This is a genomic window from Stenotrophomonas sp. CFBP8994 (genome assembly GCF_034044835.1).
In the GTDB taxonomy this organism is placed as follows: domain Bacteria; phylum Pseudomonadota; class Gammaproteobacteria; order Xanthomonadales; family Xanthomonadaceae; genus Stenotrophomonas; species Stenotrophomonas rhizophila_A.
Window position 1 is genome coordinate 106,146 of the sequence record NZ_JAXCWT010000008.1, and the last position, 25,705, is coordinate 131,850.

The following is a 25,705-nucleotide window of genomic DNA, read 5'->3' on the forward strand; positions in this document are numbered from 1 at the left end:
CGCATGAGCCAGCCCGTCGATTTCGTCGTCGCCATTCCGGCGCGCTACGCCGCCTCCCGGCTGCCCGGCAAGCCGCTGCGGCTGCTCGGCGGCAGACCGCTGGTGCTGCGCGTGGCCGAACGCGCGCTGCTGGCCGGTGCGCGCGAGGTCTGGGTGGCCACCGACGATGCGCGCATCGCCGATGCCCTGCAGGGCCTGGACGGCGTGCAGGTGGCGATGACCGCCGCCAGCCATGCCTCCGGCACCGACCGGCTGGCCGAATGCGCCCGCCAGGCCGGCTGGTCCGATGACACCGTGGTGGTGAACCTGCAGGGCGACGAGCCGTTCGCCCCGGCCGAGGGCATCCGCGCGGTGGCGGAAGCTCTGGTCTACAGCGGTGCCGCCATGGCGACCCTGGCCACCCCGGTGGAGGATGCCGAGACCCTGTTCGACCCGAACGTGGTCAAGGTGGTACGCCAGCAGAACCTGGACGCGCTGTACTTCAGCCGCGCTCCCATTCCCTGGCACCGCGACGCCTTCGCGCAGTCGCGCGAGCGCCTGTCCGGCCCCCACTGGCTGCGCCACATCGGCATCTATGCCTACCGGGCCGGTTTCCTGCAGCAGTTCGCCGCGTTGCCGCCGGGCACGCTGGAACAGCTGGAATCGCTGGAGCAGCTGCGGGTGCTGGAGGCGGGCCACCGGCTGAGTGTGGCGCTGTCGCCGGCCGCCTTCCCGCCGGGGATCGATACGCCCGAGGACCTGGTGCGTGCCGAGGGCTGGCTGGCCCGCCGCGAAATTGACGGTGGCACGACGGTTGCATGACGCCCAGTCCGGCATAATCAGCGCATGAACGTACAGCCCGTCCAGGATCTGCCCGAATTCGCCACGTGGCTCAATGCCGCCCCGACCACCCTGACCGAACTGCGTGGTCGCCCGGTGGTACTGGCCTTTGTCAACGCCGCCTCGGTGTGGTGCGCGCACCGACTGGCCGAGCTTGGCCAATGGCAGTCGCGCAACCCCGGCAAGCTGCAGGTACTGGTCCTGCAGGTGCCGCGCTTCGACTTCGAGCGCGAACCGGAGCAGGCGCTGAAACTGCTCCGCCGACAGGGCGTGACAGTGCCGGCGCTGCTGGATGCCGATTGGGACGGCTGGCGCCGCTTCAACGTGGCGGCTTGGCCGACCCTGGTGCTGCTGGATGCACAGGGGCGTGAGGTCGACCGCCTGGTCGGCTTCGGCGAGGAGCTGGATCGTGCGCTCAATGCACTCTGCCAGGGGACGTCCAGCCCGCTGGATGCGGACGCATCGCGCCAGCGCGAGCTGCATCCCGAGCCGCGCCTGCCGTTGCTGTTCCCGACCGCGCTGGCGGTGAGCACCGAGCGGCTGTACATCGCCGACAGCGGCCACCATCGCATCCTCGAGTGCAGCCATGCCGGGCGGGTGCTTCGCCAGTTCGGGATGGGCACCGCCGACATGATGGATGGCGGCCCGGGCGAGGCCGCGTTCAACCGGCCGCAGGGCCTGGCCCTGGAACGCGAGTGGCTGTACGTCGCCGACACCGGCAACCATGCGTTGCGCCGGATCCACCTGCTGACCGGGCAGGTCGACACCCTGTGCGGCAATGGCCGTCCGGGCGAGCCGCGCGAAGGCGCGGTGGGCGACCCGCGCCAGACCCCCCTGAACCATCCGCAGGGCCTGGTGGTCGCCGACAACCAGATCCATATCGCGATGGCCGGCGACAACCGCATCTGGAGCTATCACCTGGGCCAGCGCGCGTTGTCCTGGCGCGCCGGCTCCGGCGCGATCGACGAGCGTGACGGCAGCGGCCATCTGGCCGCGTTCGCGCAGCCGACCGCGCTGGCGGCGGTGCAGCAGGTGCTGTACGTATGCGACGCGCTGGGTTCGTCGATCCGTTCGATGCAGCTGCGCGGCGACCTGGTGCAGACGCTGGTGGGGCAGGGGATGTGGTCGTTCGGCGACCAGGATGGCCCGCGCACCGCTGCCCAGCTGCAGTACCCGCAGGCCATTGCGATGAGCCCGGACGCGCCCGTGTTGTGGATCGCCGACGCCGGCAACGGCCGACTGCGCACCCTGCGCCTGGGCGGCGGTGAACTGAGTACCGTGGCGCTGCCGCGGCGGCTGCATGGTCCGGCCGGGCTGGCCTTGGGCGGCGGTGCGGTGTGGATCGCCGAGACCGATGCCCATGCCGTACTGCGTTTCGACCCGGTGAGCGGCGTACTGAGCGACGTGCCGATCAGCGAATGACCCTCACTACCGCTCCGGCCTTCGATGGAAAGGCATTCGCGGCCCACCTGAGCACCGCGCCCGGCGTGTACCGCATGTACGCCGCCGACGACACCCTGCTGTATGTCGGCAAGGCCCGCGCGCTGCGCAACCGCGTGGGCAGTTACTTCAATGGCGCGCCCAAGACCGCGCGGATCATGTCCATGCTGTCGCAGGTCGCGCGCATGGATGTGACCGTGACGCGTTCCGAGGCTGAAGCGCTGCTGCTGGAAAACCAGCTGATCAAGTCGCTGTCGCCGCGTTACAACGTCTCGCTGCGCGACGACAAGACCTATCCCCACGTGCTGCTGACCCGCGAAGACTGGCCGCGCATCGCGCTGCACCGCGGGCCGCGCGCGGTGCCGGGCCGGTACTTCGGTCCGTACCCGGGGGTGACCGCGGTGCGCGAAACGCTCAACCTGATGCACAAGCTGTTCAAGCTGCGCAGCTGCGAGGACAGCGTGTTCCGCAACCGCTCGCGACCGTGCCTGCAGTACCAGATCGGCCGCTGCAGCGCGCCGTGCGTGGACCTGGTGGCCGCCGACGACTACGCCGAATCGGTGCGGCGCGCCTCGATGTTCCTGGAAGGCAAGAGCGACCAGCTGGCGCGCGAACTGGGTACGCAGATGCAGGCGGCCAGCGAAGCGCTGGAATTCGAGCAGGCCGCGCGCCTGCGCGACCTGGTCACGTCCCTGCGCAGCATGCAGACCCGCCAGTACGTGGATGGCCGCGCCGCCGACCTGGACGTGCTGGCCTGCGCCACGCAGGGCGCAAGCGCCTGCGTGATGCTGCTGGCGTTCCGCGATGGCCGCAACATGGGCACGCGACCGTTCTTCCCGCGCACCAACGGCGAGGAAAGCGCGGACGAAGTGCTCGGCGCTTTCGTGTCGCAGTACTACGCCGAACATTCCCCGCCGCGCGAGATCCTGCTGGACCGCGAGATTCCGGATGCCAGCCTGATCGAATCGGCGCTCAGCGCCTCGGCCGAGGCCAAGGTGCAGCTGAAGTGGAACGTGCGCGGCGAACGGGCCGGTTATGTCGAGCTGGCCAGCCGCAACGCGCAGATCACGCTGGTCAGCGAGCTCACCAGCCGCAGCGCCCAGCATGCGCGCAGCGAGGACCTGCGGCAGATGCTCGGCCTGGCTGAGCAGGTCAAGCGCGTGGAGTGCTTCGACATCAGCCACACCATGGGCGAAGCCACCGTCGCTTCATGCGTGGTGTTCGATGCCAGCGGCCCGGTGCGCAGCCAGTACCGGCGTTTCAACATCAGCGGGATCGAACCCGGCGATGACTACGCGGCCATGCGCCAGGCCATCGACCGTCGCTTCCGTCGCGCGGTGGAAGAGGAGGGCGTGCTGCCGGACCTGCTGCTGATCGACGGCGGCGCCGGCCAGTTGGCCCAGGCGCAGGCCGCACTGGCCGACCTCGGCGTGGAAGGGGTGATGCTGGTGGGCGTGGCCAAGGGCGTGGAGCGCCGCGCCGGACACGAAGCGCTGGTGATGCCCGATGGCCGCGAGCTGCGCCCCGGCGCCGCATCACCGGCCCTGCAGTTCATCCAGCAGGTCCGCGACGAAGCGCACCGGTTTGCGATCACCGGCCATCGGGGCCGCCGGCAGAAGGCGCGCATGACCAGCAAGCTGGAGGACATTCCCGGCATCGGGCCGCGCCGGCGCGCCAGCCTGCTCAAGCATTTCGGCGGGCTGGTCGGCCTGAAGGCGGCCGGCGAGGCGGAAATCGCCGAGGTGGAGGGCATCAATGACGCCCTTGCCGCACGCATCTACGCTAACCTTCATGGACTGCCCACGCCCCCTGCGGCCGGCGAGTAGAGAGACGCAATGAAGTTGACCCTCCCCACCTGGCTGACGTTGCTGCGGATCGTGATGATCCCGGTGCTGGTGCTGGTGTTCTACCTTCCCTACACCTGGACCAATTTCGCCTCGGCGGCGATCTTCGGCATCGCCGCGCTGACCGATTGGCTGGATGGCTGGATCGCCCGCCGCTACGACCTGGCCTCGGCGTTCGGCGCCTTCCTCGACCCGGTTGCGGACAAGCTGATGGTGGCCGTGGCGCTGTTCCTGATCGTGCAGGGCCACCCCACGCCGTGGATGGCATTCTGGGCCGCCGTCATCGTCGGCCGCGAAATCGCGGTGTCGGCACTGCGCGAATGGATGGCTGAAATCGGCCAGCGCGCGAAGGTGCGGGTGGCCCTGATCGGCAAGATCAAGACCACCGCGCAGATGGTCGCGCTGCTGTGCCTGTTGTATTCGGTGGCGCCGAACACGCCGGTGTCCGATATCTGGATGGGCGAACCGGTATTCCATGTCGGCGACTGGACCCTGGCGATCGCTGCGGTACTCACCCTGTTCTCCGGCCTGCAGTACCTGCATGCGGCGTGGCCGAGCCTGCGCGAGGACGAACGCGCCGCACGTGAAACCGCACGCCTGAAAAAGAAGGGCTGAGGGCTGTTGACAGCACCGCGTTTGGCTGTAGAATTTCGCCTCCCAAGCGGGAATAGCTCAGTTGGTAGAGCGCAACCTTGCCAAGGTTGAGGTCGCGAGTTCGAGTCTCGTTTCCCGCTCCAGATTCAAGAAAAAAGCGACCCTCGGGTCGCTTTTTTCGTTGGTGGCCGCGCTTCATTCCCGCTTCACCGGCACTTCATGGCCGCCCCGCCTGCCGCCGCGATCCTGTGCGCCCGCATCCGCAGGAATGCATCGCAATGAACACCCCCAACGCCGCATACGACTGGGACCTGGTCGTGGTCGGCGCCAGTTTCGCCGGCGCCGCCTGCGCACTGGCCGCTGCCGAATTCGGCCTGCGCGTATGCGTGCTGGAACGCAAGGAAGATCCAGGCGCGCGCCTGCATACCACCGGCATCCTGGTCAAAGAGGTCGTTGAACAGACCTGGCTGCAGCGCATTCCGCCCGCACTGCTGCAACGCGTGGAACGCGTGCGCCTGTATGCGCCGAACCTGCGCAGCGTGCAGCTGGCCGCACCGGGCTACTACTTCATGACCACCGACACGCCGAACCTGATGCGCTGGCTGGCAGCCGAACTGCCTGCGCATGGTGTCGAGCTTCGCCTGCAGCAGTCCTTCACCGAGGCCGTGCGCGATGGCGAGGGCTGGCAGGTGGCCGGGGCAGGGCGCACGCGCTACCTGGTGGGCGCTGACGGCGCCCGTTCGCGCGTGGCCCAGCGCACCGGGCTGGGGCGGGTGCACGACACCCTGTTCGGGATCGAGCAGGAATTTGCCGGCCTGCAGCTGCCAGAAGGTGGCGCGCTGCACTGCTTCGCCAGCCGTCGCTTCGCGCCCGGCTACATCGGCTGGGCAGCACAGAACCCAACCGGCGTGCAGATCGGGCTTGCGCTGCGCCACGACCCCGCGCATGCGCGCCAGCCGGACCTGGCGGGTTTCCTGGCGCACATCCGCAGCGTGATCGGACTGCCCGAAGCGGCTCGCCCCAGCGCGACCCGCGCCGGGCTGGTCCCCTGCGGGCTCGCACGCGGGCCAATCGCGGCGCCGGGCGTGATCCTCACTGGCGATGCGGCCGGTATCGTCTCGCCGCTGTCGGCCGGTGGCATCCATTCGGCCTGGCGGCATGGCTGGACGGTTGGCGATGCGGTGGCCCGCCACCTGCGCGGCAGGGGGCCTGCGGCCGAAAGCGTCGCCGTCCGCGCCGCGCCCACGTTCCGGCGCAAACGGGTGTTGCGCTGGGCCATGGACCACCTGCAGGCGGATTGGCCGCTGGATCTTCTGCTGCAGTCCCGCCTGCTGCGGCGGGTGGCCGAACAGGTCTATTTTCATCGTCGCGGCATGCGCCTGTACGGCTGAATACCGCTGCATAAACCTGTTGACGACGTGAAGGAATCCCGACACAATAGCGCTCCTTCGACGCAGGTGCCGGTCGCAGGACGCAGCAACACTGCGGGAATAGCTCAGTTGGTAGAGCGCAACCTTGCCAAGGTTGAGGTCGCGAGTTCGAGTCTCGTTTCCCGCTCCAGATTTCGACAGGGCCCCCCAGGGGCTTTGTTTTTCTCCGCGGTGGCACGCGGCGATGAAGTGTAAAAGGCTGGTGTGTTACCCGCGGTTCCGGTAACATATGCGCCTGATTTTGCGGGAATAGCTCAGTTGGTAGAGCGCAACCTTGCCAAGGTTGAGGTCGCGAGTTCGAGTCTCGTTTCCCGCTCCAAATCCTGACCAGGCCCCGTTCTCGGGGTCTTGTTTTATAGGGTCACCGGCCTGGTGGCAGAGTGGTCATGCAGCGGACTGCAAATCCGCGTACGCCGGTTCAATTCCGACCCAGGCCTCCAGTAATTCGACAGACCCCGCTTCGGCGGGGTTTTTCGTTTCCGCCCTTCACCTCGCCCGGACGAGCGCACACCTACTGTGCAGTACCGTTTCGTGTCGAGGATGTTCGATGGATATCGCCTTGTGGTTTGCAGCCGTCGGCGCGCCCGGTTCGTTCTGGGATTCGCCCAGCAACGTCAGCGGCGTGGTCGTGCTGGGGTTTGGGCTGGCGGCCATCGTGCTCTCGTTCGGCCTCGCCAAGGTGTTCAAGCGCTTCAACGGCGTGGCCTGGATGGTGCTGGGCGCCGGCGTGGCCATCAGCGCCTATGGCATCTGGCGGATGGGGGGCTGACCACCCGCTGGGCCTTCGCGGGCTGACACCACGGTGTCAACAACCGCGCGGCATCCTGCCTGCGTGGGCAGGGGCGTGCCTGAACCATTCAGGGCCTGTTTGATCGCCTGTTCACCATTGGTTGACTTGGCGCGAAGGGCATGAAAGGGTGGAGTGAAACGTGGGTGAAGTCCTGCCGCCTCCCAGCGGCGGGGCGACAGGCGCAAGCCTGGCAGGGGGAATTGCTCGTCTTCGATGCAGGGCAGGTCCAAGGGAGGTCGTATGCGATACGGCGCGAATGACTTGGCTGACGGCGTCCGCACCGAGCTGGAGGCCAGCTACAGCAAGCATGGGTGTGGGCCGGAGTTCTGGACCACCTACCAGCAGGTGCTTGAACGCCTGGTGCCGCAGGGCCGCGGCCGCACCCAGGTGACCAACGAACTGGCCCTGATCATTGAACAGCTCGGCATTGTCCGGCGCGCGCAGATGGTGCCGCCGCCCGACAACCGCACGCGCTGAGGTCAACCGCCCGGGGATGGCGGTTACAGGTAATGCAGCCCGATACCGAGCAGCGCGGCCAGGCTGAGCAGTGCCGCCAGCGTGCGCGGACGAAGCCACCGTCGCGGCCTGCCCTGCATCTCGTTTTCGCTGGCCAGCTGGACCAACCCGGTCGGAAACCGCCACGCGCGCATCTGCGCATCGCAGGCATCCACGCACGCGCCACAGGCGATGCACTCCGGCTGCGGCCCGGCGCGCACGTCCAGCTGCATCGGGCACACCTGGACGCAGGCACCGCAGTCCAGGCAATCGCCGAGCCGATCGTCGGCGAAGCGCGGCGGCGGGCCGGCCAAGGCCGGATGCGCCGCACGGAAGGCGTAGTCGCTGGCACTGGTCGGATCAAGCAGGCCACGACCACGTTGCTGCACCGAACCTTGTCCACGCTGGCGGGCGCCGCGCGGTTCGGCGCGGCGGGCGTCGTAGCAGACCTTCGGGGTGTCGGCATCGCACAGCATCGGGGCCACCCGCGCATACGGGCACAGGTCGATGCAGACCTGTTCGCGCAGGAAGCCGGCGTTGGCCCACGCGGCCGTGGCGTAGAACAGCACCCAGAACGTTTCCCAGCCGCTCCAGCGGGCCGGCCAGAAGCCGACCACCAGCGGTTGGACCGGACTGAACAGGCCGACGAAGGTGATACCGGTCCATAGTGCGACCGCGGCCCACGCCAGGTGTTTGACCACGCGGGCCAGGGCCGGCGGTCGCAGTCGTCGCGTGGCGCTGCGTTCAATCCAGCGGAACAGGCCGCTCCACAACGTCTGCGGACAGGCATGCCCGCACCAGACCCGCCCGGCCACGGTGGTGAGCAGCACCAGCGTGCAGGCCAGCACCGCGACCAGCCCGAACAGCACGCCGACATCCTGCGGCCACAGGGTCAGCCCGAACAGGTCGAAGCGGCGCGCCGGCAGGTCGAACAGCAGCGCCTGCCGCCCGTTCCAGCGCAGCCAGGGCAGGGCGTAGAACAGCATGAGCAGCGCTGCCCATACCAGGGCGCGCCAGCGCAGGGCAGGGGGCGCAGCCGGCGTCATCCCAGCGGCAGCTCGTCGTCATCGCGCGGCCGCGGCCGCAGCAGGTAGCCGGTGACCGCGCTGGCGGCAGCGGTTACCGACCAGAACATGAAGAAGCCCAGCGTGTAGCCCAGTTCGCGACTCAGCGCCTGGTCCGGAAAGGTGATGTCGCGCAGGCGCAACGGGTCCACGAAGGCGAAAAACACCGCGCAGGCCAGCCCGGCGGCGACAAAGCTCGGCCACAGCACCGCACCCCACTGCTGGATCAGCAGGCGGCGGCGGTTGCCAGGCGGGGCGTTCAGCGTGTCCATGGCCTGCACGGTAGGCCCTGCGACAGCACGCCACATTGATCCTGATCAAGGCGGCGTAGCATCATGACCGCATGTCCTCGTCCGTCGCCCCCGTGCTGCCGGCCGCCTCCCTGGCGCTGTGCAGCGAGCAGGAAGTCACCCGCCTGGTGCACGACTTCTACGCCCGCGTGCGCCAGGACGAGCAGCTGGGCCCGGTGTTCGAGGCGCGCATCCACGCGTGGGACGTGCATCTGGCCCAGCTGGTGGATTTCTGGTCGGCCATGCTGCGCGGCACCCGCCGCTTCAACGGCAATCCGATGTCCAAGCACATGGCCATGCCGGAGCTGGAGCGCGCGCTGTTCGACCGCTGGCTGCTGCTGTTCCGGCGCACCACCGCCGAACTGGGCAACCCGCCCATGCAGCAGCTGGCCGACGACGTGGCCACGCGCATCGCCGACACCTTCTGGCGGCGCATCCAGATGCAGCGCTGGCCCGAACTGCCGCTCGCCGGAAGACCGCGCCTGGATTGATCTGGCTCAATGCAGGGCCGCGCGCGGGCGTGCATGCTTGGTCCATGGATACCCTTTCGCCTGCCGCCGCCGGGCTTGCCTGGCACTTCGACCCGGACCTGCTGCGCCGTCACGACCGGCCCGGCCCGCGCTACACCTCCTATCCCACCGCGCCGCATTTCCACGACGGCTTCGATGAGCATGGGCTGCGTGCCGCGATCGCGGCCAGCAATGCCGAAGCGCTGCCGCTGTCGCTGTACGTGCATGTGCCGTACTGCAGCAGCCCTTGCTTCTACTGTGGCTGCAACCGGGTAATCACCCGCGACCATGGCAAGGGCGTGGCGTATGTCGCGCGCGTGCTCAGCGAAGCCGACCTGATCGCACCGCTGTTCGACGCCTCGCGCGAAGTGGTGCAGCTGCACCTTGGCGGTGGCACCCCGAACTTCCTGGCCGCGACCCAGATGCGCGAGCTGATCGAGGGGCTGCGCCAGCGCTTTTCGTTCAGCACCTCGGCCGCTCGCGACTTCTCGATCGAGCTCGATCCGCGCTTCGTCACCCGCGAGGACATCGCCCGGTTGGGCGCGTTGGGCTTCAACCGGGCGAGCCTGGGCATCCAGGATTTCGACCCGGAGGTGCAGCGCGCGATCAACCGCGAGCAGGGCGTGGAGGCCACGCTGGAGGTGTTGCGTGCGTGCCGCGAGCATGGCCTGCGCTCGGTCAACGTGGACCTGATCTATGGCCTGCCGCACCAGACCCTGGAGGGCTTCGCGCGCACCCTGGAAACGGTGCTGCGCGAACGCCCCGACCGGTTGGCGATCTACGGCTATGCGCACCTGCCGAACCTGTTCAAGGCGCAGCGGCAGATCCCCGATGCCGCGCTGCCCAGCCCGGAACAGAAGCTGGCGCTGCTCGGCCTGGCGGTGCGTCGGCTGTCGCTGGCCGGGTACCAGTACATCGGCATGGATCACTTCGCACTGCCGGAAGAGAACCTCTCCCGCGCCCAGCGCGCCGGCCAACTGCACCGCAACTTCATGGGGTACACCACCCACGCGCAGACCGACCTGGTCGGGCTGGGCGCCAGCGCGATCAGCCGCATCGGCAACTGCTACAGCCAGAACCCGCGCGAGCTGCCGGGCTGGGAAACGGCGGTGGATGCCGGGCGCCTGCCGGTTTGGCGGGGGCTGACCCTGGATGCGGACGATGCGCTGCGCGCTGCGCTGATCAACCAGCTGATGTGCCAGGGCGAGGTGGATGGCCGCGCGCTGGGGGCACGCCATGGTGTCGATTTCGACCAGTACTTCGCCGATGCGCTCGCCGCATTGACGGCGCTGGAGGCCGACGGCCTGGCCGAGTACCGCGACGGCGTGGTGCGCGCCACCGCGCGGGGGCGTCCATTGCTGCGCCTGCTGGCGATGTGCTTCGACCGTTACCTGGCCCAGCCCGAACAGCCGGTGCGCTATTCGCGGGCGATCTGAGGTGGTGCCCGGAGCCGGAATCGAACCGGCATGGGGTTGCCCCCGGCGGATTTTAAGTCCGATGCGTCTACCAGTTTCGCCATCCGGGCGGCGCTGCGGAGGGATTGTAGCGGAATCCTAGGGGGCGCTAGCATCAGCTTTCCTGCTCCGGGCCATTCTGCATATGCTGAAACTGCACATCGGCAACAAGAACTACTCCTCGTGGTCGATGCGGCCGTGGGTGCTGATGACCCAGGCCGGCATTCCGTTCGACGAAGTCGTGCTGCGCTTTGACAGTTTCGACCCGGACTCGCAGTTCAAGCGCAGCGCCGAGGCATTGTCGCCCTCGGGCACCGTGCCGGTGCTGGTCGATGGCGCGCTGGTCGTCTGGGATTCGCTGGCCATCGCCGAATACCTGGCCGAACGGTTTCCGGAATCGGCGCTGTGGCCGCAGGAGACCCGCGAACGTGCGCTGGCCCGCAGCGCGACCGCCGCCATGCACAGCGGGTACGGCGCGTTGCGCTCGCACTTCCCGATGAACATCGAAGCACTGCTTCCCGAGGTGGGGGCGCGGGTACTGCGCGAGCAGCCGGACGTGGTGGCCGACCTGCAGCGTCTGCAGGCGCTCTGGGAGCGGTTGCTGGCACGCCATGAGGGCCCGCTGCTGTTCGATCGTTTCAGCATCGCCGATGCGTTCTTCGCGCCGGTGGTGATGCGCCTGCACACCTACGTCGTGCCGGTGTCGCCGCGCGTTGCGGCCTACATGCAGCAGGTGCGGGCGCTGCCGGGCGTGCAGGCATGGATCGCGGCGGCGCTGGACGAGCACGATTTCCGCCCGTTTGAAGAGCCCTATCGGCAGGCACCGGACCCGGGCTGATCGGCACCGGTACTTGAGGCACGGTTTACGCCGCTGCGATGCGCGCCGTACGCTGCACGGCAGGCGCACAGGAAGGTGGACAGGCATGGCGAAGAGGGCAGCAGCAGGCGCGTTGCTGGTGTGGCTGGCCTGTGCGGGTGTGCCCGAAGGCAGGGCGCAGCAGGCACCGCCCGAGGTGGTCGACCTGGCGCCGGTGGTGGTCTCCGGCGTGCAGCCCGGGCCGGGCATGTGGCGGGTCACCAATGCGCAAGGCCACACGTTGTGGATCCTGGGCACGGTATCGCCGCTGCCGGCCAGGCTGGACTGGCGCGCCGACGAGGTCAAGGCGGTCATCGCCAGCGCCGATGCCGTGTTGGGGCCGCCGGGCTGGACGCTGGATGCCGATGTCGGCTTTTTCAGCCGGCTCACCCTGCTGCCCTCGGCCATGAAGGCGCAGCACGACCCGCAGGGCAGGCGACTGCAGGAGATTCTGCCGCCGGAGCTGTATGCGCGCTGGCAGCCGTTGAAGGCCCGTTACCTTGGGCGCGGCAATGGGGTGGAGAAGGACCGCCCGCTGGTGGCCGCCACGCGGCTGTACGTGGCTGCCCTCGACGAGGTCGGGCTCAGTCCCCGATCCGGCGTGGGCAAGCTGCTTGAAAAGGCGTACAAGGCCCGCGGCCTGACGCCCGTGGTGACCCGGGTGGAGGTCAAGGTGGACGATCCGCGCGCCGCACTGAAGGAAGTGCGCGCCAGCCCGCTGCAGGACGTGGCCTGCCTGCAGCGGACGCTGGACGTGGTTGAACACCAGATGCCGCTGCTGGTCGAGCGCGCCAACGCCTGGGCGGCAGGGGATATCGACGCGCTCCAGCAGTTGGCCTTGAAGAGCCAGTACGACGCCTGTGTCGGCGCGATTGCCGACAGCGAGCTGGGGCGCCGGCGTGGCATGACCAACCTGGATGCACGCGCGGCGGAGAAGTGGATGGGCGCGGCACGCACAGTGCTGGCCGGCAACGCGGTCACATTTGCGACCGTGCCCGTGCACACCCTGGTGGAACCGGGTGGCTATCTCGAGCGGCTGCGCCAGGCCGGCTACCACGTCGAGTCGCCCTGAGCCGGAAAACCATCTTTTCACCCCCGCGATCTTCATGGCATAGTCATGTGGACTTCACCGGGGGGTGCATATGGCGTTGCAGGCGTTCGCCTATGTAAGCGAGGCAGTCGACGGCATCGACGGTCCGGGCATCGACCGCATCCTCGCCGAGGCCTCCAACTTCAACCGCGTGGCCGGTGTGACCAGCGTGCTGATGTTCGATGGCCGCCGCTTCCTGCAGTACATCGAGGGCCCGGATGATGGCGTAGCCCCGGTCGAGCAGCGCGTGATCAACGCTCGCAGCCACCAGCAGATGCGCGAACTGGCACGCGGCGAGGTCGGCACGCGTCATTTCCCGCGCTGGACGATGGCCTCTGCCCGCATCGACCCGGACGTGATGAGCGCGATCATCAATGCCGACTGGACGGGGTTCGCCGCTTCCGCGCCCGTGGATGGCGAGCGCCGGGTCGGCTTCGCGCGTCTGCTCGAGGTATGGACCGGCGTCTCCGGCGAACTCGAACCCGCAGCCGTGACGCTGGGCTCGTGAGTGGCGTCGCTCGTAACACAAAGATCACAGTCCGCTTCGTACCATGTGTCTACCAGCTGTGACCGGTCCGGGGTATGCCCCGGGGTTGTCTGAAAGGGAAGTAACCGCAGCTGGACCACTTGTTGGCCGTCGTCCGTACTCTCCGCGGGCGGCGGCTTTGTTCTTTGTGGCGCAGCGCCTGCCGCGTTAGGCTTGTCGCAACTGTTTCCTGGTGGTGCCCCCGCATGATCGATCATTCCCCCGCGTACCTGCTGCCGCGCCTGCGTGCGCCTGCGGGGCTGGCCGGATGACGGCGGCCGACCGCGCCGCACAGGCACGCATCGGCGTGATCGGGCTGGGCTATGTCGGCCTGCCGTTGACGGTAGCGTTCGGCGCGCAGCAGCCCACGCTCGGCTACGACATCGACCATGCGCGCGTGGCCGAACTGCAGCAGGGCCGCGACCACACCCTGGAAATGTCGGCGGACGAACTCGCCGCTGCGGTGCAGGCGCGCTACAGCGTCGACCCGGCCGACCTTGCCGCGTGCACCGTTTACATCGTGACCGTGCCCACCCCGATCGACGCACACGAACAGCCGGATCTTGGCCCGCTGCGCGACGCGAGCATCCTGATCGGCAGCGTGCTCAAGCCCGGCGACCTGGTGATCTACGAATCCACCGTCTACCCCGGCACCACCGAAGAGGTCTGCGTGCCGCTGCTGGAAGCCGGCTCCGGGCTGCGCTTCAACCAGGACTTCCACTGCGGCTACAGCCCGGAACGGATCAACCCGGGCGACCGCCAGCGGCGCCTGCCCGACATCCGCAAGATCACCTCCGGGTCCACCCCGGAGATCGCCGCGCTTGTCGATGCGTTGTACGCGCGCATCATCACTGCGGGTACCTGGCCGGCACCGTCGATCCGCGTGGCCGAAGCGGCCAAGGTGATCGAGAACATCCAGCGCGACGTCAACATCGCGCTGGTCAACGAGCTGGCACTGATCTTCGACCGGCTCGGCATCGATACCCAGGATGTGCTGGATGCCGCCGGCAGCAAATGGAACTTCCTGCCGTTCCGCCCCGGCCTGGTCGGTGGCCACTGCATCGGCGTGGATCCGTACTACCTGCTGCACAAATCCGAAAGCGTGGGCTACCACCCCGACCTGATCCACACCGCGCGGCAGGTCAACAACCGCGTCGGCGCGCACGTGGCGCAACGCGTGCTGGCGCTGCTGGCCAGCCGCGGCAAGGCGCCGCAGGGCGCACGCGTGCTGGTGCTGGGGGTGACCTTCAAGGAGAACTGCCCGGACCTGCGTAACAGCCGCGCGCTGGAACTGGCCCAGGCCCTGCAGTCCAGCGGCGCGCAGGTGCATGTGCAGGACCCGTGGGTCGGTCCGGCCACGCTGGAAGGAAGCGGTGTGCAGTGGGTGGAACAGCCGGACCCGCAGGGCTACGACGCGGTGGTGCTGGCGGTGGCGCATGACCGCTTCCGCGCGATGGACACCGCACGGATCCACGCGCTGCTCGCGCCGGATGGGATCGTCTACGACGTGAAGTCGGTCTGGCCACGGGACGTGGTCGACGACCGCCTGTAGACTCGAACCCGGTTGTTGATCGAGGAAAGCCATGCATCGTTACCTGGTCTACGTGCTCGCCATCCTGTTGCTCCCGGTCTCGCTGTACCTGGCCGGGTACTGGGCCGCCTGGTACTGGGGCGTGGGCATCAGCGCGGCGATGGTCATCGTGGGCACCTGGGACCTGCTGCAGAAGCGCAGCACGCTGCGCCGCAACTACCCGGTGATGGCGCATTTCCGTTACGGGCTGGAATCGATCGGCCCGGAAATCCGCCAGTATTTCGTGCAGAGCGATCTCGAGGACGTGCCGTTCTCGCGCCAGCAACGCGCGCTGATCTACCAGCGCTCCAAGAACGAAATGGACGTGGTGCCGTTCGGCACGCTGCGCAGCACCTACGCGGTGGACTACGAATGGATCAACCATTCGCTGGCGCCGACCGAGGTGGCCGACCACGACTTCCGCGTGCTGATCGGGCCCAACTGCGCCAAGCCGTATTCGGCCAGCGTGTTCAACATCTCGGCCATGAGCTTCGGCTCGCTGTCGGCCAATGCGATCCGTGCACTCAACGAAGGCGCGCGCCGTGGCGGTTTCTACCATGACACCGGCGAAGGCTCGATTTCGCCCTACCACCGCGAGATGGGGGGCGACCTGGTCTGGGAAATCGGCTCCGGCTATTTCGGCTGCCGCGACGAGCACGGCGGTTTCAGCGAAGAACGTTTCGTCGCCAACGCCAACACCGACCAGGTGAAGATGATCGAGATCAAGCTGTCGCAGGGCGCCAAGCCCGGCCACGGCGGGGTGTTGCCGGCCGCCAAGGTCAGCGCCGAGATTTCCGCCACCCGCGGCGTACCGATGGGCGTGGACTGCGTGTCGCCGTCGAAGCACTCGGCGTTCAACACGCCGGTGGAACTGCTGCAGTTCGTGGTGCGCCTGCGCGAGCTGTCCGGTGGCAAGCCGGTCGGTTTCAAGCTGGCCATCGGCCACCCGTGGGAATGGTTCGGCATCGCCAAGGCAATGCAGGAAACCGGGCTGCTTCCGGATTTCATCGTGGTTGACGGTGCCGAAGGCGGCACCGGCGCGGCGCCGGCCGAGTTCATCGACCATGTCGGCGTGCCGATGCATGAAGCGCTGTTGCTGGTCCACAACACGCTGGTCGGGCTGGACCTGCGCGACCGGATCCGGGTCGGGGCGGCGGGCAAGGTCAGCAGTGCCTTCGAGATCGCGCGCACCATCGCGCTGGGCGCGGACTGGTGCAATGCCGGGCGGGGTTTCATGTTCGCGCTGGGCTGCATCCAGTCGCTGAGCTGCCACAGCGACCGCTGCCCGACCGGCATCGCCACCCAGAACCCGAACCGCTGGCGGCACCTGGACCCGGACGACAAGGCCACCCGCGTGCACAACTACCACGAGAACACCCTGCGTGCGCTGCGCGACCTGCTGTGCGCGGCCGGCCTGCAACATCCGGCCGAACTGGGCCCGGAACACATCGTGCGTCGCGTGTCGCCGGTGGAGATCCGCTCGCTGGCCTCGCTGTACCGCTACCTCACCCCGGGCGAACTGCTGCGCCGGGTGCCCGACCACGCGGTATTCCACGACTTCTGGGCGGATGCACGCAGCGACTCGTTCCAGCCACCAGCGCGCATCCAGGCGCTACGCAACAGCAAATCGCGCTGACGCGCGATGTGCTGTTGCGCCGCCCGACCAACGGTCGGGCGCTACCGGCGTGTGCCGACCGCTGCCTGTACGCTACCGGTAGGTACCGACCGTTGGTCGGTACGCGGCGTCATCGCGCGAGGTACTCCACCACACCGCGCCCGGCGCGCAATCCGCTGGCGAAACACGCGGTCAACAGATACCCGCCGGTAGGCGCTTCCCAATCCAGCATCTCCCCGGCGCAGAACGTGCCGGGCAGGTCGCGCAGCATCAACGTGTCATCCAGCGCTTCCAGCCGCACGCCGCCGGCGGTGCTGATCACTTCGTCGATCGGCCGCGGGCGCAGCGGCGACAGCGTCAGCCGCTTCAGCGCGGCGGCGATGGTTTCGGCCGGCAGCTGGCCGGCGTCCTTGCCCAGCACTTCAAACAGCAACGCCGATTTCACTCCACTGAGACCCAGCTGGCGGCGCAGGTGTTCGCCGAAGCTGCGGCCCTGGCGTGGCTTGTGCAGCTTGTCCAGCAGCTGCGCTTCGGTCTGCCCGGGCAACAGGTCCAGCTGCAGCTGCACCTGGCCATCGCGCGCCAGGCGGTCGCGCAGGTCCGCGGCAAGCGCGTAGATGAGGCTGCCTTCAATGCCATTGGCCGTGATCACGCACTCACCCTGCTGCGCGTGTTCCTGGCCGTCCAGCCCGAGCCAGTGCGCGACCACCGGCTTCAACGGGGCGCCGGCCTGGCGGTCGCGGAAGTAGGGCGTCCAGTCGATGTCGAAACCGCAGTTGGCCGGTTTCAGTGGTGCGAGGTCGATGCCGCGTGCGGCCAGCGGCGCCACCCACGCGCCATCCGAGCCCAGCTCGGGCCAGCTGCCACCGCCCATCGCCAGCACCACTGCATCGGCCTGCACCGTGGCAACCCCGTCCGGCGTCTCGAAGCGCAGCGCCCCGTCATCCTGCCAGCCGGTCCAGCGGTGCTGCACATGGAAGCGCACGCCCTGTTCCTTGAGCCGCCGCACCCAGCCACGCAGCAGCGGGGCGGCCTTGCGGTCGACCGGGAACACCCGCCCGGAGGTGCCAACATAGGTTTCCACGCCAAAGCCTGCCGCCCATTCGCGCAGTGCGGGGCCGTCGAAATCGGCCAGCCACGTGCCGACCTCGGTCGCACGCTCACGGTAGCGGGACACGAACACGTCCTGCGGATCGGAATGGGTGAGGTTCAAGCCGCCCTTGCCGGCGATCAGGAACTTGCGCCCGGGCGAGCCCTTGGCCTCGTACAGGTCCACGGCGTGGCCGGCGGCGCGCACGGTCTCGGCCGCCATCAGCCCGGCCGGGCCGCCGCCGATGATCGCCACGCGTCGCGCAGGGTGGACAGGAGTGCTCATGCGGTTCAGCGCGGCTTGACGTCGAGCAGCTCGACATCGAACACCAGCGAGGCGTTCGGCGGGATCGGGCCGGCGCCGGAGGCGCCATAGCCGTAGTCAGCCGGAATCATCAGGGTGCGCTTGCCGCCGACCTTCATGCCGGCAAAGCCTTCGTCCCAGCCTTTGATCACCCGGCCCTGGCCCAGCCCGAAGCTGAACGGCTCGCCGCGATCGACCGAGCTGTCGAACTTTTCGCCGTGCTTGTCGGCGGCTTTCTCGTCGTACACCCAGCCGGTGTAATGGACCACGATGGTGCTGCCCGGGGTGGCCTCGGCACCGGTGCCGGGCTGGGTGTCGATCTTCTCGAAGGCGGCGATGCTGCCACCCGGCGGCGGGCCGGGCGGGGTGCAGGCAGCCAGCAGCGACAGCAGCGCGGGAACGAGCAGGAACTTCGGCAGAGCACGCATGGGCGTCACCGGATGGAAAATGGGACGCAAGGGTAGCGCATCGCCGGGCGCTATCATGGGCGCATGTCGAAACTGCTGCTCAACCTGCGCAATGTCGCGGACGATGAAATCCAGGATGTGATCACCCTGCTGGACCGGGCGGGCATCGCCCATTACCGCACCGAACCCAGCCCGTGGGGAATCTCCTTTGGCGGCATCTGGATCCGCGACGACGCCGACCAGCCCCGGGCCAAGGCCCTGATGGCCGAGTACCAGCAGGCGCGCGGCGAGCGGGTCCGCGCCGAGCGCCAGGCCGCGCTGGCCGACGGCAGCGCCGAAACCTTCGGCACGCTGCTGCGGCGCCGCCCGCTGTTCGTGGTGGCGGTGCTGGCCGGCATGCTGGTGGCCGCCGCGCTGGTACTGCTGCCGTTCGTGCTGCTGCGCGGCTGAATGGCCGGTTGGGCGGGTGGGGCGGGGCCCGGGTAAAATGGGCGGATGATCGCCAATACCGCCGCCTATCACTTCACCCCGATCGCCGACCCGGACGCGCTGTGTGCCACGCTGCTGGCGCGCGCCGAGGCGGCCGCACTGCGTGGCACCGTGCTGGTGGCGGGCGAGGGCATCAACCTGTTCCTGGCCGGCCCTGAAGCCGGCATCGACGGCTTCTACGCCGCGCTGCGCGCCGATCCGCGCTTTGAGGGGATGCGGGTGAAGACCAGCTACAGCCAGATGCAGCCGTTCGCCCGGCTCAAGGCCAAGGTCAAGCCGGAGATCATCAGCTTCCGCATCGACGACGGCCAGCCGCTGGCCTATCCACGCGCGCCCTCGGTGGACCCGGCCACGGTGCAGCGCTGGCTGCGCCAGGGCCATGACGATGACGGCAAGCCGGTGGTCATGCTCGATACCCGCAATACCCAGGAAATCGAGTACGGCACCTTCCAGGATGCGCTGGTGCTGCCGATAACAAAGTTCACCGACCTGCCCGAGGCACTGGCCCCGCACCGCGACGCGTTGCGTGACAGCACCGTGGTCAGCTTCTGCACCGGTGGCATCCGCTGCGAAAAGGCCGCGCTGTGGATGCGCAACGACGGCATGGACAACGTGCTGCAGCTGGACGGCGGCATCCTCGGCTACTTCGAGGCCGTGGGCGGCGAAGGCTACGACGGCCGCTGTTTCGTGTTCGATGAACGCGTGGCCCTCGACGCGGAATTGAAGCCGCTGGTTGACCAGGCCGCCGATTGATATCGCGCGGGAATCAGCATTCCGCCAGCGGCCATGGTGTCCTTCGAGCGGCGCCCCCATCAACAAGGGATAACCTTTGATGGAACGCCCCATGCAACTGTCGATTCTTGATCTGGCCCCGGTCTGCGAGGGCAGCGATACCACCCAGGCCTTTGCCAACATGCTGGACCTGGCCCAGCACGCAGAAGGCTGGGGCTTCCACCGCTACTGGCTGGCCGAGCACCACAACATGCCAGGCATCGCCAGCGCCGCCACCGCGGTGCTGATCGGCCACGTGGCCGGCGGCACCCAGCGCATCCGCGTCGGGGCTGGCGGGATCATGCTGCCGAACCACTCCCCGCTGCAGGTGGCCGAGCAGTTCGGCACGCTCGCCTCGCTGTACCCGGACCGCATCGACCTCGGCCTGGGCCGCGCGCCGGGCACCGACCAGCCCACCGCACGCGCCCTGCGACGCTACTTCGACAGCGCCGACCAGTTCCCGCAGGACGTGCGCGAGCTGCTGCACTATTTCGAGCCGGCGCAGCCCGGGCAGGCCGTGCGCGCGGTCCCCGGCGCGGGCATCCCGGTGCCGGTGTGGCTGCTGGGCTCCAGCCTGTTCAGTGCACGCTTGGCGGCGGCAATGGGCCTGCCGTTTGCCTTCGCTTCGCATTTCGCCCCGGATGCGATGGACGAAGCGCTGGCGGTGTATCGCCGCGAGTTCCGCGCCTCGCAGTACCTTACCGCGCCGTACGCGGTGCTGGGCCTGAACGTGGTGGCGGCCGAATCCGAAGCCGAGGCCAAGCGCCTGTTCACCACCCAGCAGCAGAGCTTCGTCAACCTGCGTCGCGGCCTGCCGGGCCTGATTCCACCGCCGATCGACGACATCGAAGCCTTCTGGCAGCCGCACGAGAAGATCGGCGTGCAGAACGCGCTGGCCTGCGCGGTGGTCGGCGACCAGCGCCAGGTCAGCGAAGGCATGGCCGCGTTCGCCGCGCGACACAAGCCCGACGAACTGCTGCTGACCGCCAACATCTACGACCATGGCGCGCGCAAGCGCTCGTTCGGGTTGGCGATGCAAGCGTGGAAATCGGCGACGCGCTGACGGGTAGAGCCAGCCCTGCGTGGCTGGCGCACTCCACACGCGAACGCGACGTGACCATCCGGTTCACGTCGCCATTCCCACCCTTCCGGTGTGATGGAGCTCCTTATTCCAGGAGTCACCGCATGGCCGACCAAGATCGCCAGCAGCACATCGAACAGCTGGCCGAACTGATCCGCGACGTGGACATCGCCATGTTCACCACCACCGGCGTGGACGGGCGCCTGTACAGCCGCCCGCTGGGCACCCAGGAAGTCGAATTCGACGGCGACCTGTGGTTCGCCACCGCCGCCGACAGCCCCAAGGTGGCCGAGATCGCGCTCAACCCGCGCGTCAACGTGGCCTATGCCTCACAGTCGAAGAACACCTACGTGTCGGTGGCGGGCATCGCGCGCATCGTCGACGACCGCGCCAAGGTGGAGGAACTGTGGTCGCCGCCGATGAAGCTGTTCTTCCCCGGCGGCAAGGATGATCCGAACCTGCGCCTGATCCACGTGCGTGCCGAATCGGCAGAGTACTGGGACGGCCCCGGCACGCTGCTGGGCAAGGCGCTGAGCTTCGTGCTCTCCGCCGTCAGCGATGACCCCAGCACCTTGTCCGACAACGGCGTCGTGGACCTGCGTTAGAACCAGCGCTGGAGCAGCTCGGTCAGGTAGTGCACCAACTGGCCGGAGCTGAAGCTGAAGAACAGCACCGCGGCAATCGCGCCGATCCAGTTGACCAGCATCAGGGTGCCGTCGCGTTCCAGCAGCGCCAGCGAGAACAGCAGCAGCTGGAACCCGAACAGGTAGTTGGTGAACGGGATCGGCAGCGACAGCAGCACGCCGGTCAGCACCAGCAGCAGGCCGGTGAATGCATGCGCCGGCAAGGGCACGAGAAGGGCCGGACGACGCGGCTTGAGCATGCGATCCAGGCGGCGCAGCGCGCCGTCTATCTTCCCCAGGAATTTATGCATCGTGCCGCGTCGCGGCCCGCGGTTCGCAATGAACCCCGGCAGCCACGGGCGCCGCATGCCGCACAGCATCTGCACGCCGATCAGGACTACCAGCGGACCGCTCACGGCGCCGCCCAGCCCGGGAACCGGAATGAACGACGGCAGGATCGCAATGAACAGGAACACGCCGAACGCGCTCTGCTGCAGGCCCTGCAGGATCTGCCCCAGGCGCAGGCGTTCGTCGGGATCGCCGTGGTCGAACATCGCCAGCAGCGTACGGATGCCTTCGTTCTGGTATTCCGGCCGGCCCTGGTCCGGCGCCGGAGGCGGATCAGCCGGTGAGTTCATCAGTCTCCTCTTCGGCCAGCGTGCGCAGCAGCAGCTTGTCCACGCGCGCGCCGTCCAGGTCGACGATCTCGATGCGCCAGCCGGCCCAGTCGAAGTACTCCCCGGCATGCGGAATGCGGCCGAAGTAGTGGATGCACATGCCGGCCAGCGTGTAGTAGTCGCCGTCATCGGCATCGGGCAGTTCAGCGTTGCCCATCAGCTCGCGCAGGTCTTCGATCGACAATGACCCGTCCACCAGCAGCGAGCCGTCCTCGCGGGTCACCACCAGCGCGTCCTCGTCGACGTTCTCCACCGACTGCATGCGGCCGACCACCGCGCCCATCAGGTCGCTGATGGTCACCAGCCCCTGGATCTCGCCGTACTCATCCACCACCAGCGCCACCGACTGCTGCTCCTCGCGGAAGATCTCCAGCAGCTTCATCGCATGGGTGGATTCGGAAACATACAGCGGCTCGCGCAGTTGCTGGAACAGCGAGTGCTCATCGCGCACCAGGCGGGTGACCAGGCTCTTGACCTCGAGCACGCCGACGATGTCCTGGTCGTTGCCGCGGAACACCGGGTAGCGCGAGAACTCGTGCTCGCGCATGGTGGCCAGGTTCTTCTCCGCGTCGGCCTGGGTATCCAGCCAGGCGATCCGGTTGCGCGGGGTCATCAGGCTGTCGGCAGTGCGGTCGCCCAGGCGCATCACCCGGTTCATCATGTCGCGCTCATGCGCGTCGATCACGCCGGCCTCGTGGCTCTCAGCCACCAGCATGCGGATCTCCTCTTCGGTCACGCTGGCCGCTTCGTCCTTGCCCAGGCCCAGCAGGCGCAGGACCAGCCGGGTGGTGTGAGAAAGCAGCCACACGAACGGGAAGGCAATCCGGGCCAGGCCGCTCATGGGCAGCGCGACCAGTCCGGCGATGTCCTCCGAACGGGTGATGGCGAGACGTTTGGGTACCAATTCGCCGAAGATCAGCGTCAGGAACGTGATCAGGGCCACGGCGAGGGTCTTGCCGATCACCGCCGACCAGGGCTGTGGTTCATTGAACAGCGGGAAATTGGCCGACAGCGCCGGGAACAGGCTCTGCAGGTTCAGGGCGATGGCGCTGCCGATGGCATCGCCGCCGTAAACACCCGTCAGGATGCCGATCAGGGTGATGCCGATCTGGACGGTGGACAGGAAGCTTTCCGGCTTTTCCGACAGTTCCAGCGCGCGCTGTGCCCGCTTGCTGGTGGCGGCCATCTGCTTGAGCCGGCTCTTGCGCGAGGTCATGACCGACATTTCGGACATGGCGAAGAAGCCGTTGAGAAGAATCAGGGCCAGTACGATGATGAGTTCAAACACGGGCGTCTTCCCCGGTTGGTGGCAGGGAGGGCGTGTTCAGGCGCGGGCGGCTACCGGGCCAGGTCAGGCCTGGCGGGCGCGGCGGGGGATAAGGGTCGTCGTCCATAGAGTGCACCCGAAGGTGCCCGCGCATCTTAACAAAAGCCGGGGGGAGGGGTGCAAACAGGGTCGTTCAGGTGGCCCGGTGGCAGTGTGAAGACGACGGGAGTACCCGGATTGGACATCAAACCGTCATAATTCCGCCCGGTGCCGTCCTTCCTCGACGGCGAATAGGTTTCTCAATGTTCTCTCTGCAGACCATTTTCGGCTCCGGCAAACAGTTCTACACCCTGCTGGACGAGGCTGCCCAGGCGGCCTACGACAGCGCCAAGGCGCTGCATTCGATGCTGCGCGACGCCGACCGGCAGCCCGCGCTTGACGCGTTCAAGCTTGCCCGCCTGCGCGAACGCGCCGCCTCGGACAAGATCAGCCAGGCGCTGGTGGACAGCTTCATGACCCCGATCGAGCGCGAAGACATCGAAGCGCTGGGCTCGGCGCTGTACAAGATTCCCAAGCAGGTCGAGAAGTTCGCCGACCGCTACTCGCTGGCCACCAAGCATCTGGAACACATCGATTTCGCGCCGCGCGCGGCGATGCTCGAACAGGCCGCCAGCGTGGTGGTGGAGATGGTCCACGACCTGCGCAACATGAACCTGGACCGGATGACCGCGCTCAACGAGAAGCTGCGTGCACTGGAGAACGAAGCCGACCGCCTGATGCTCGAGCTGTACCGCGACATCTACTCCGGTCGCCTGGACAACCTGCAGATGTTCCTGCTCAAGGAATTCTTCGAGATCCTGGAAAAGGCCATCGACCGTTGCCGCGAGGCCGGTGTGGTGGCCTACCAGATCGTGCTGAAGAACAGCTGACGGACGCCACAGCATGCTGACCCTCGTTCTGGTGGTGATCCTGGCCGCGCTCGTCTTCGAGTTCATCAACGGCTTCCACGACACCGCCAACTCCATCGCCACCGTGGTGGCGACCAAGGTGCTCTCGCCCGGCTGGGCGGTGATGCTCGCCGCCTTCATGAACCTCATCGGCGCCCTGACCGGCACCGCTGTGGCGCTGACCATCGCCTCGGGCCTGCTCAACACCGGCGTGGTTGACGTCACCCCGCAGGTGATCCTGTGCGCGCTGCTGGGCGGCATCATCTGGAACCTGATCACCTGGTGGAAGGGCCTGCCGTCGTCGTCCTCGCACGCGCTGATCGGTGGCCTGTGCGGCGCCGGCCTGGCCGCCGCCCACAACAACTGGGATGCGCTGATCTGGTCCGAACGCATCGGCACGTGGGCGCAGAACAAGGGCCTGCTGTGGAAGGTGTTCCTGCCGATGATCACCTCGCCGATCGCCGGCTTCCTGCTCGGCATCGTGGTGATGCTGCTGCTGTGGGCGATCATCGCGGGCATGGCCAAGGCCGGTGGCTGGCTGGGCCGCCTGGCCCGCCCGCGCATCGTCAACGCGTTCTTCGGCAAGGCGCAGATCGTCTCGGCGGCTTACATGGGCTTCGCCCACGGTCACAACGACGCGCAGAAGACCATGGGCATCATCGCCATGACCCTGATCGGCGCCGAGGCGACCGGCGCACTGAACGACCTGCCGTCCTGGCTGGCCTTCATGCACCCGGACGCGCACGCCGGTGACGGCATCGCGATGTGGATCGTGCTGACCTGCGCGGTGGTGATGGCCGCCGGTACCGCCTCGGGTGGCTGGAAGATCATCAAGACGCTGGGCCACAAGATGGTCAAGCTGCACCCGATCCACGGCTTCGCGGCCGAGACCAGCTCGGCCACGATCCTGACCCTGGCCGCGCACTTCGGCATGCCGGTTTCGACCACCCACAGCATCTCCACCGCCATCATGGGCGTGGGTTACGCCAAGAACCCGCGTTCGCTGCGCTTTGGCGTGATCGAACGCATCGTCTGGGCCTGGATCCTCACCATCCCGGCCGCCGGCGGCTGCGCCTACCTGATCCTGAAGCTGTTCGAGCTGTTCGGCTGGACCTGATCGGGGTTGGTTTGGAAACGCGAAAAACCCGGCTTCGGCCGGGTTTTTTGTGTCTGCTGGTTGGTCGCGAAAAGCAGCGTTTTCATTTTTCCGGCTGGGGCGGCCGTCGGGCAGCCCCCTACGGGACACGCCGTGAATCCATCCATGGAGGCTTGGCAAAAACATCCATGTTTTTGACAGTCCCTACGGGGGCTGCCCGCCGTCCGCCCCCGACAGATGGTCGCGTGCGGATACCAAAATCAGACACGCATGGCGTGTCCCTACGCGGCAGGTACGTCGGTAGCGTCGGTTCCCGAACGACGGCACGGAACGCCACCGCGGCCGGTAACGCATGAAAATGATCGGCACCGCCGTTGATCTCCCATGGCCACCAACAAACCGTCGAGGGTCGGCGGGGGCGGGGGTACGGGGGCTTTGCGAAACATGGATGTTTCGCAAGAGCCTCCAGGGATGGATTGAGGTGGTCTAATCCGGTTGGACACTCGATAGGATCAATCCAAGCATCGAGGTGACCCGTGGCAAGACAGATAACCCAAGGTATGAGAGA

At 67.7% G+C, this 25,705-nt stretch carries 26 protein-coding genes and 5 tRNA genes; 24 read left to right on the plus strand and 7 right to left on the minus strand.

What is annotated here, in order from left to right; all coding sequences use genetic code 11:
• Nucleotides 1–3: 3 nt before the first annotated feature.
• The 11 genes from kdsB (at nucleotide 4) to SOM39_RS18500 (ending at nucleotide 7,394) form a co-directional block, all read left to right on the plus strand.
• Complete coding sequence (gene kdsB / locus SOM39_RS18450; protein ID WP_217536018.1) at nucleotides 4–801, plus strand: 3-deoxy-manno-octulosonate cytidylyltransferase; 798 nt, start codon at nucleotides 4–6, stop codon at nucleotides 799–801.
• A 24-nt stretch (nucleotides 802–825) separates the two neighbouring features.
• On the plus strand, nucleotides 826–2,241 hold the full coding sequence (locus SOM39_RS18455) for a hypothetical protein (RefSeq protein ID WP_320459189.1): 1,416 nt from the start codon (nucleotides 826–828) through the stop codon (nucleotides 2,239–2,241).
• On the plus strand, nucleotides 2,238–4,085 hold the full coding sequence (gene uvrC, locus SOM39_RS18460) for an excinuclease ABC subunit UvrC (RefSeq protein ID WP_320459190.1): 1,848 nt from the start codon (nucleotides 2,238–2,240) through the stop codon (nucleotides 4,083–4,085). Before SOM39_RS18455 ends, uvrC begins: the two co-directional genes overlap by 4 nt.
• A 9-nt stretch (nucleotides 4,086–4,094) precedes the next feature.
• Complete coding sequence (pgsA, locus tag SOM39_RS18465; RefSeq protein ID WP_068850761.1) at nucleotides 4,095–4,718, plus strand: CDP-diacylglycerol--glycerol-3-phosphate 3-phosphatidyltransferase; 624 nt, start codon at nucleotides 4,095–4,097, stop codon at nucleotides 4,716–4,718.
• 46 nt (nucleotides 4,719–4,764) lie between these two features.
• A tRNA-Gly gene (locus SOM39_RS18470) sits at nucleotides 4,765–4,840 on the plus strand.
• Between the two features lie 135 nt (nucleotides 4,841–4,975).
• Entirely contained in the window at nucleotides 4,976–6,088 is a 1,113-nt protein-coding gene (locus tag SOM39_RS18475) for an NAD(P)/FAD-dependent oxidoreductase (RefSeq protein ID WP_320459191.1), read from the plus strand.
• Between the two features lie 93 nt (nucleotides 6,089–6,181).
• A tRNA-Gly gene (locus SOM39_RS18480) sits at nucleotides 6,182–6,257 on the plus strand.
• A gap of 113 nt (nucleotides 6,258–6,370) precedes the next feature.
• Nucleotides 6,371–6,446 (plus strand) — tRNA-Gly (locus tag SOM39_RS18485).
• 47 nt (nucleotides 6,447–6,493) lie between these two features.
• Nucleotides 6,494–6,567: transfer RNA gene (locus tag SOM39_RS18490), tRNA-Cys, on the plus strand.
• 107 nt (nucleotides 6,568–6,674) lie between these two features.
• A complete protein-coding gene (locus SOM39_RS18495; protein ID WP_068850768.1) occupies nucleotides 6,675–6,896 on the plus strand; it encodes a hypothetical protein in 222 nt (73 codons plus the stop codon).
• 261 nt (nucleotides 6,897–7,157) lie between these two features.
• Entirely contained in the window at nucleotides 7,158–7,394 is a 237-nt protein-coding gene (locus SOM39_RS18500) for a hypothetical protein (RefSeq protein WP_068850770.1), read from the plus strand.
• A 23-nt stretch (nucleotides 7,395–7,417) separates the two neighbouring features.
• Here SOM39_RS18500 and SOM39_RS18505 read toward each other — a convergent pair whose 3' ends face one another.
• Nucleotides 7,418–8,458, minus strand: a complete 1,041-nt coding sequence (locus SOM39_RS18505; RefSeq protein WP_320459192.1) for a 4Fe-4S dicluster domain-containing protein — start codon at nucleotides 8,456–8,458, stop codon at nucleotides 7,418–7,420.
• Nucleotides 8,455–8,748 (minus strand): hypothetical protein, encoded by a 294-nt coding sequence (locus SOM39_RS18510; RefSeq protein ID WP_414715901.1) that lies wholly within the window; start codon nucleotides 8,746–8,748, stop codon nucleotides 8,455–8,457. Before SOM39_RS18510 ends, SOM39_RS18505 begins: the two co-directional genes overlap by 4 nt.
• Before the next feature lie 71 nt (nucleotides 8,749–8,819).
• Between SOM39_RS18510 and SOM39_RS18515 the strand changes: the two genes are divergently transcribed.
• Both SOM39_RS18515 and hemN read left to right on the plus strand, forming a co-directional pair.
• Nucleotides 8,820–9,257, plus strand: a complete 438-nt coding sequence (locus tag SOM39_RS18515) for a group III truncated hemoglobin (protein ID WP_184124137.1) — start codon at nucleotides 8,820–8,822, stop codon at nucleotides 9,255–9,257.
• 44 nt (nucleotides 9,258–9,301) lie between these two features.
• Nucleotides 9,302–10,711: an oxygen-independent coproporphyrinogen III oxidase gene (gene hemN / locus SOM39_RS18520; protein ID WP_320459193.1), complete on the plus strand. Its 1,410-nt coding sequence runs from the start codon at nucleotides 9,302–9,304 to the stop codon at nucleotides 10,709–10,711.
• Nucleotides 10,712–10,713: 2 nt separating this feature from the next.
• Here the strand turns inward: hemN and SOM39_RS18525 are convergent.
• A tRNA-Leu gene (locus SOM39_RS18525) sits at nucleotides 10,714–10,800 on the minus strand.
• Between the two features lie 74 nt (nucleotides 10,801–10,874).
• On the opposite strand from SOM39_RS18525, the gene SOM39_RS18530 reads away from it, so the two are divergent.
• The 5 genes from SOM39_RS18530 to SOM39_RS18550 all read left to right on the plus strand — a co-directional run bounded on the left by SOM39_RS18530 (nucleotide 10,875) and on the right by SOM39_RS18550 (nucleotide 16,407).
• Entirely contained in the window at nucleotides 10,875–11,567 is a 693-nt protein-coding gene (locus tag SOM39_RS18530) for a glutathione S-transferase family protein (protein WP_320459194.1), read from the plus strand.
• Between the two features lie 85 nt (nucleotides 11,568–11,652).
• Nucleotides 11,653–12,657 carry a TraB/GumN family protein gene (locus SOM39_RS18535; protein ID WP_320459195.1) on the plus strand — a complete coding sequence of 335 codons (1,005 nt, stop codon included), beginning with the start codon at nucleotides 11,653–11,655 and terminating at the stop codon, nucleotides 12,655–12,657.
• A 70-nt stretch (nucleotides 12,658–12,727) separates the two neighbouring features.
• Nucleotides 12,728–13,183, plus strand: coding sequence for a BLUF domain-containing protein (locus SOM39_RS18540; RefSeq protein WP_320459196.1), 456 nt, complete (start codon nucleotides 12,728–12,730; stop codon nucleotides 13,181–13,183).
• 286 nt (nucleotides 13,184–13,469) lie between these two features.
• Complete coding sequence (locus tag SOM39_RS18545) at nucleotides 13,470–14,753, plus strand: nucleotide sugar dehydrogenase (RefSeq protein WP_320459197.1); 1,284 nt, start codon at nucleotides 13,470–13,472, stop codon at nucleotides 14,751–14,753.
• Between the two features lie 31 nt (nucleotides 14,754–14,784).
• Nucleotides 14,785–16,407: an FMN-binding glutamate synthase family protein gene (locus SOM39_RS18550; RefSeq protein ID WP_320459198.1), complete on the plus strand. Its 1,623-nt coding sequence runs from the start codon at nucleotides 14,785–14,787 to the stop codon at nucleotides 16,405–16,407.
• Between the two features lie 109 nt (nucleotides 16,408–16,516).
• Here SOM39_RS18550 and SOM39_RS18555 read toward each other — a convergent pair whose 3' ends face one another.
• Together SOM39_RS18555 and SOM39_RS18560 are read right to left on the minus strand one after the other, a co-directional pair.
• Nucleotides 16,517–17,761, minus strand: coding sequence for a TIGR03862 family flavoprotein (locus SOM39_RS18555; protein ID WP_320459199.1), 1,245 nt, complete (start codon nucleotides 17,759–17,761; stop codon nucleotides 16,517–16,519).
• 5 nt (nucleotides 17,762–17,766) lie between these two features.
• The gene (locus tag SOM39_RS18560) at nucleotides 17,767–18,207 is read right to left on the minus strand and encodes an FKBP-type peptidyl-prolyl cis-trans isomerase (RefSeq protein WP_320459200.1); all 441 of its coding nucleotides are present in this window, start codon (nucleotides 18,205–18,207) and stop codon (nucleotides 17,767–17,769) included.
• 63 nt (nucleotides 18,208–18,270) lie between these two features.
• Here SOM39_RS18560 and SOM39_RS18565 point away from each other — a divergent pair, with 63 nt between their 5' ends.
• The 4 genes from SOM39_RS18565 to SOM39_RS18580 all read left to right on the plus strand — a co-directional run bounded on the left by SOM39_RS18565 (nucleotide 18,271) and on the right by SOM39_RS18580 (nucleotide 21,132).
• The gene (locus SOM39_RS18565; RefSeq protein WP_068850799.1) at nucleotides 18,271–18,636 is read left to right on the plus strand and encodes a DUF6164 family protein; all 366 of its coding nucleotides are present in this window, start codon (nucleotides 18,271–18,273) and stop codon (nucleotides 18,634–18,636) included.
• Between the two features lie 45 nt (nucleotides 18,637–18,681).
• Nucleotides 18,682–19,428 (plus strand): sulfurtransferase, encoded by a 747-nt coding sequence (locus SOM39_RS18570; RefSeq protein WP_320459201.1) that lies wholly within the window; start codon nucleotides 18,682–18,684, stop codon nucleotides 19,426–19,428.
• Nucleotides 19,429–19,519: 91 nt separating this feature from the next.
• The gene (locus SOM39_RS18575; RefSeq protein WP_093534515.1) at nucleotides 19,520–20,509 is read left to right on the plus strand and encodes an LLM class flavin-dependent oxidoreductase; all 990 of its coding nucleotides are present in this window, start codon (nucleotides 19,520–19,522) and stop codon (nucleotides 20,507–20,509) included.
• 122 nt (nucleotides 20,510–20,631) lie between these two features.
• Entirely contained in the window at nucleotides 20,632–21,132 is a 501-nt protein-coding gene (locus SOM39_RS18580; RefSeq protein WP_068850805.1) for a pyridoxamine 5'-phosphate oxidase family protein, read from the plus strand.
• On the opposite strand, the gene SOM39_RS18585 is transcribed toward SOM39_RS18580, so the two are convergent.
• On the minus strand, nucleotides 21,129–21,788 hold the full coding sequence (locus SOM39_RS18585; RefSeq protein WP_320459202.1) for an exopolysaccharide biosynthesis protein: 660 nt from the start codon (nucleotides 21,786–21,788) through the stop codon (nucleotides 21,129–21,131). The two genes, SOM39_RS18580 and SOM39_RS18585, sit on opposite strands and share 4 nt — an antisense overlap.
• Nucleotides 21,772–23,115 (minus strand): hemolysin family protein, encoded by a 1,344-nt coding sequence (locus SOM39_RS18590; RefSeq protein ID WP_093534092.1) that lies wholly within the window; start codon nucleotides 23,113–23,115, stop codon nucleotides 21,772–21,774. The genes SOM39_RS18585 and SOM39_RS18590 overlap by 17 nt, the downstream gene beginning before the upstream one ends.
• Nucleotides 23,116–23,396: 281 nt before the next feature.
• Between SOM39_RS18590 and SOM39_RS18595 the strand changes: the two genes are divergently transcribed.
• Both SOM39_RS18595 and SOM39_RS18600 read left to right on the plus strand, forming a co-directional pair.
• Nucleotides 23,397–24,023 carry a DUF47 domain-containing protein gene (locus tag SOM39_RS18595; protein WP_068850813.1) on the plus strand — a complete coding sequence of 209 codons (627 nt, stop codon included), beginning with the start codon at nucleotides 23,397–23,399 and terminating at the stop codon, nucleotides 24,021–24,023.
• A gap of 13 nt (nucleotides 24,024–24,036) precedes the next feature.
• Nucleotides 24,037–25,158, plus strand: a complete 1,122-nt coding sequence (locus SOM39_RS18600; protein WP_068850816.1) for an inorganic phosphate transporter — start codon at nucleotides 24,037–24,039, stop codon at nucleotides 25,156–25,158.
• The last annotated feature ends 547 nt before the right edge of the window (nucleotides 25,159–25,705 follow it).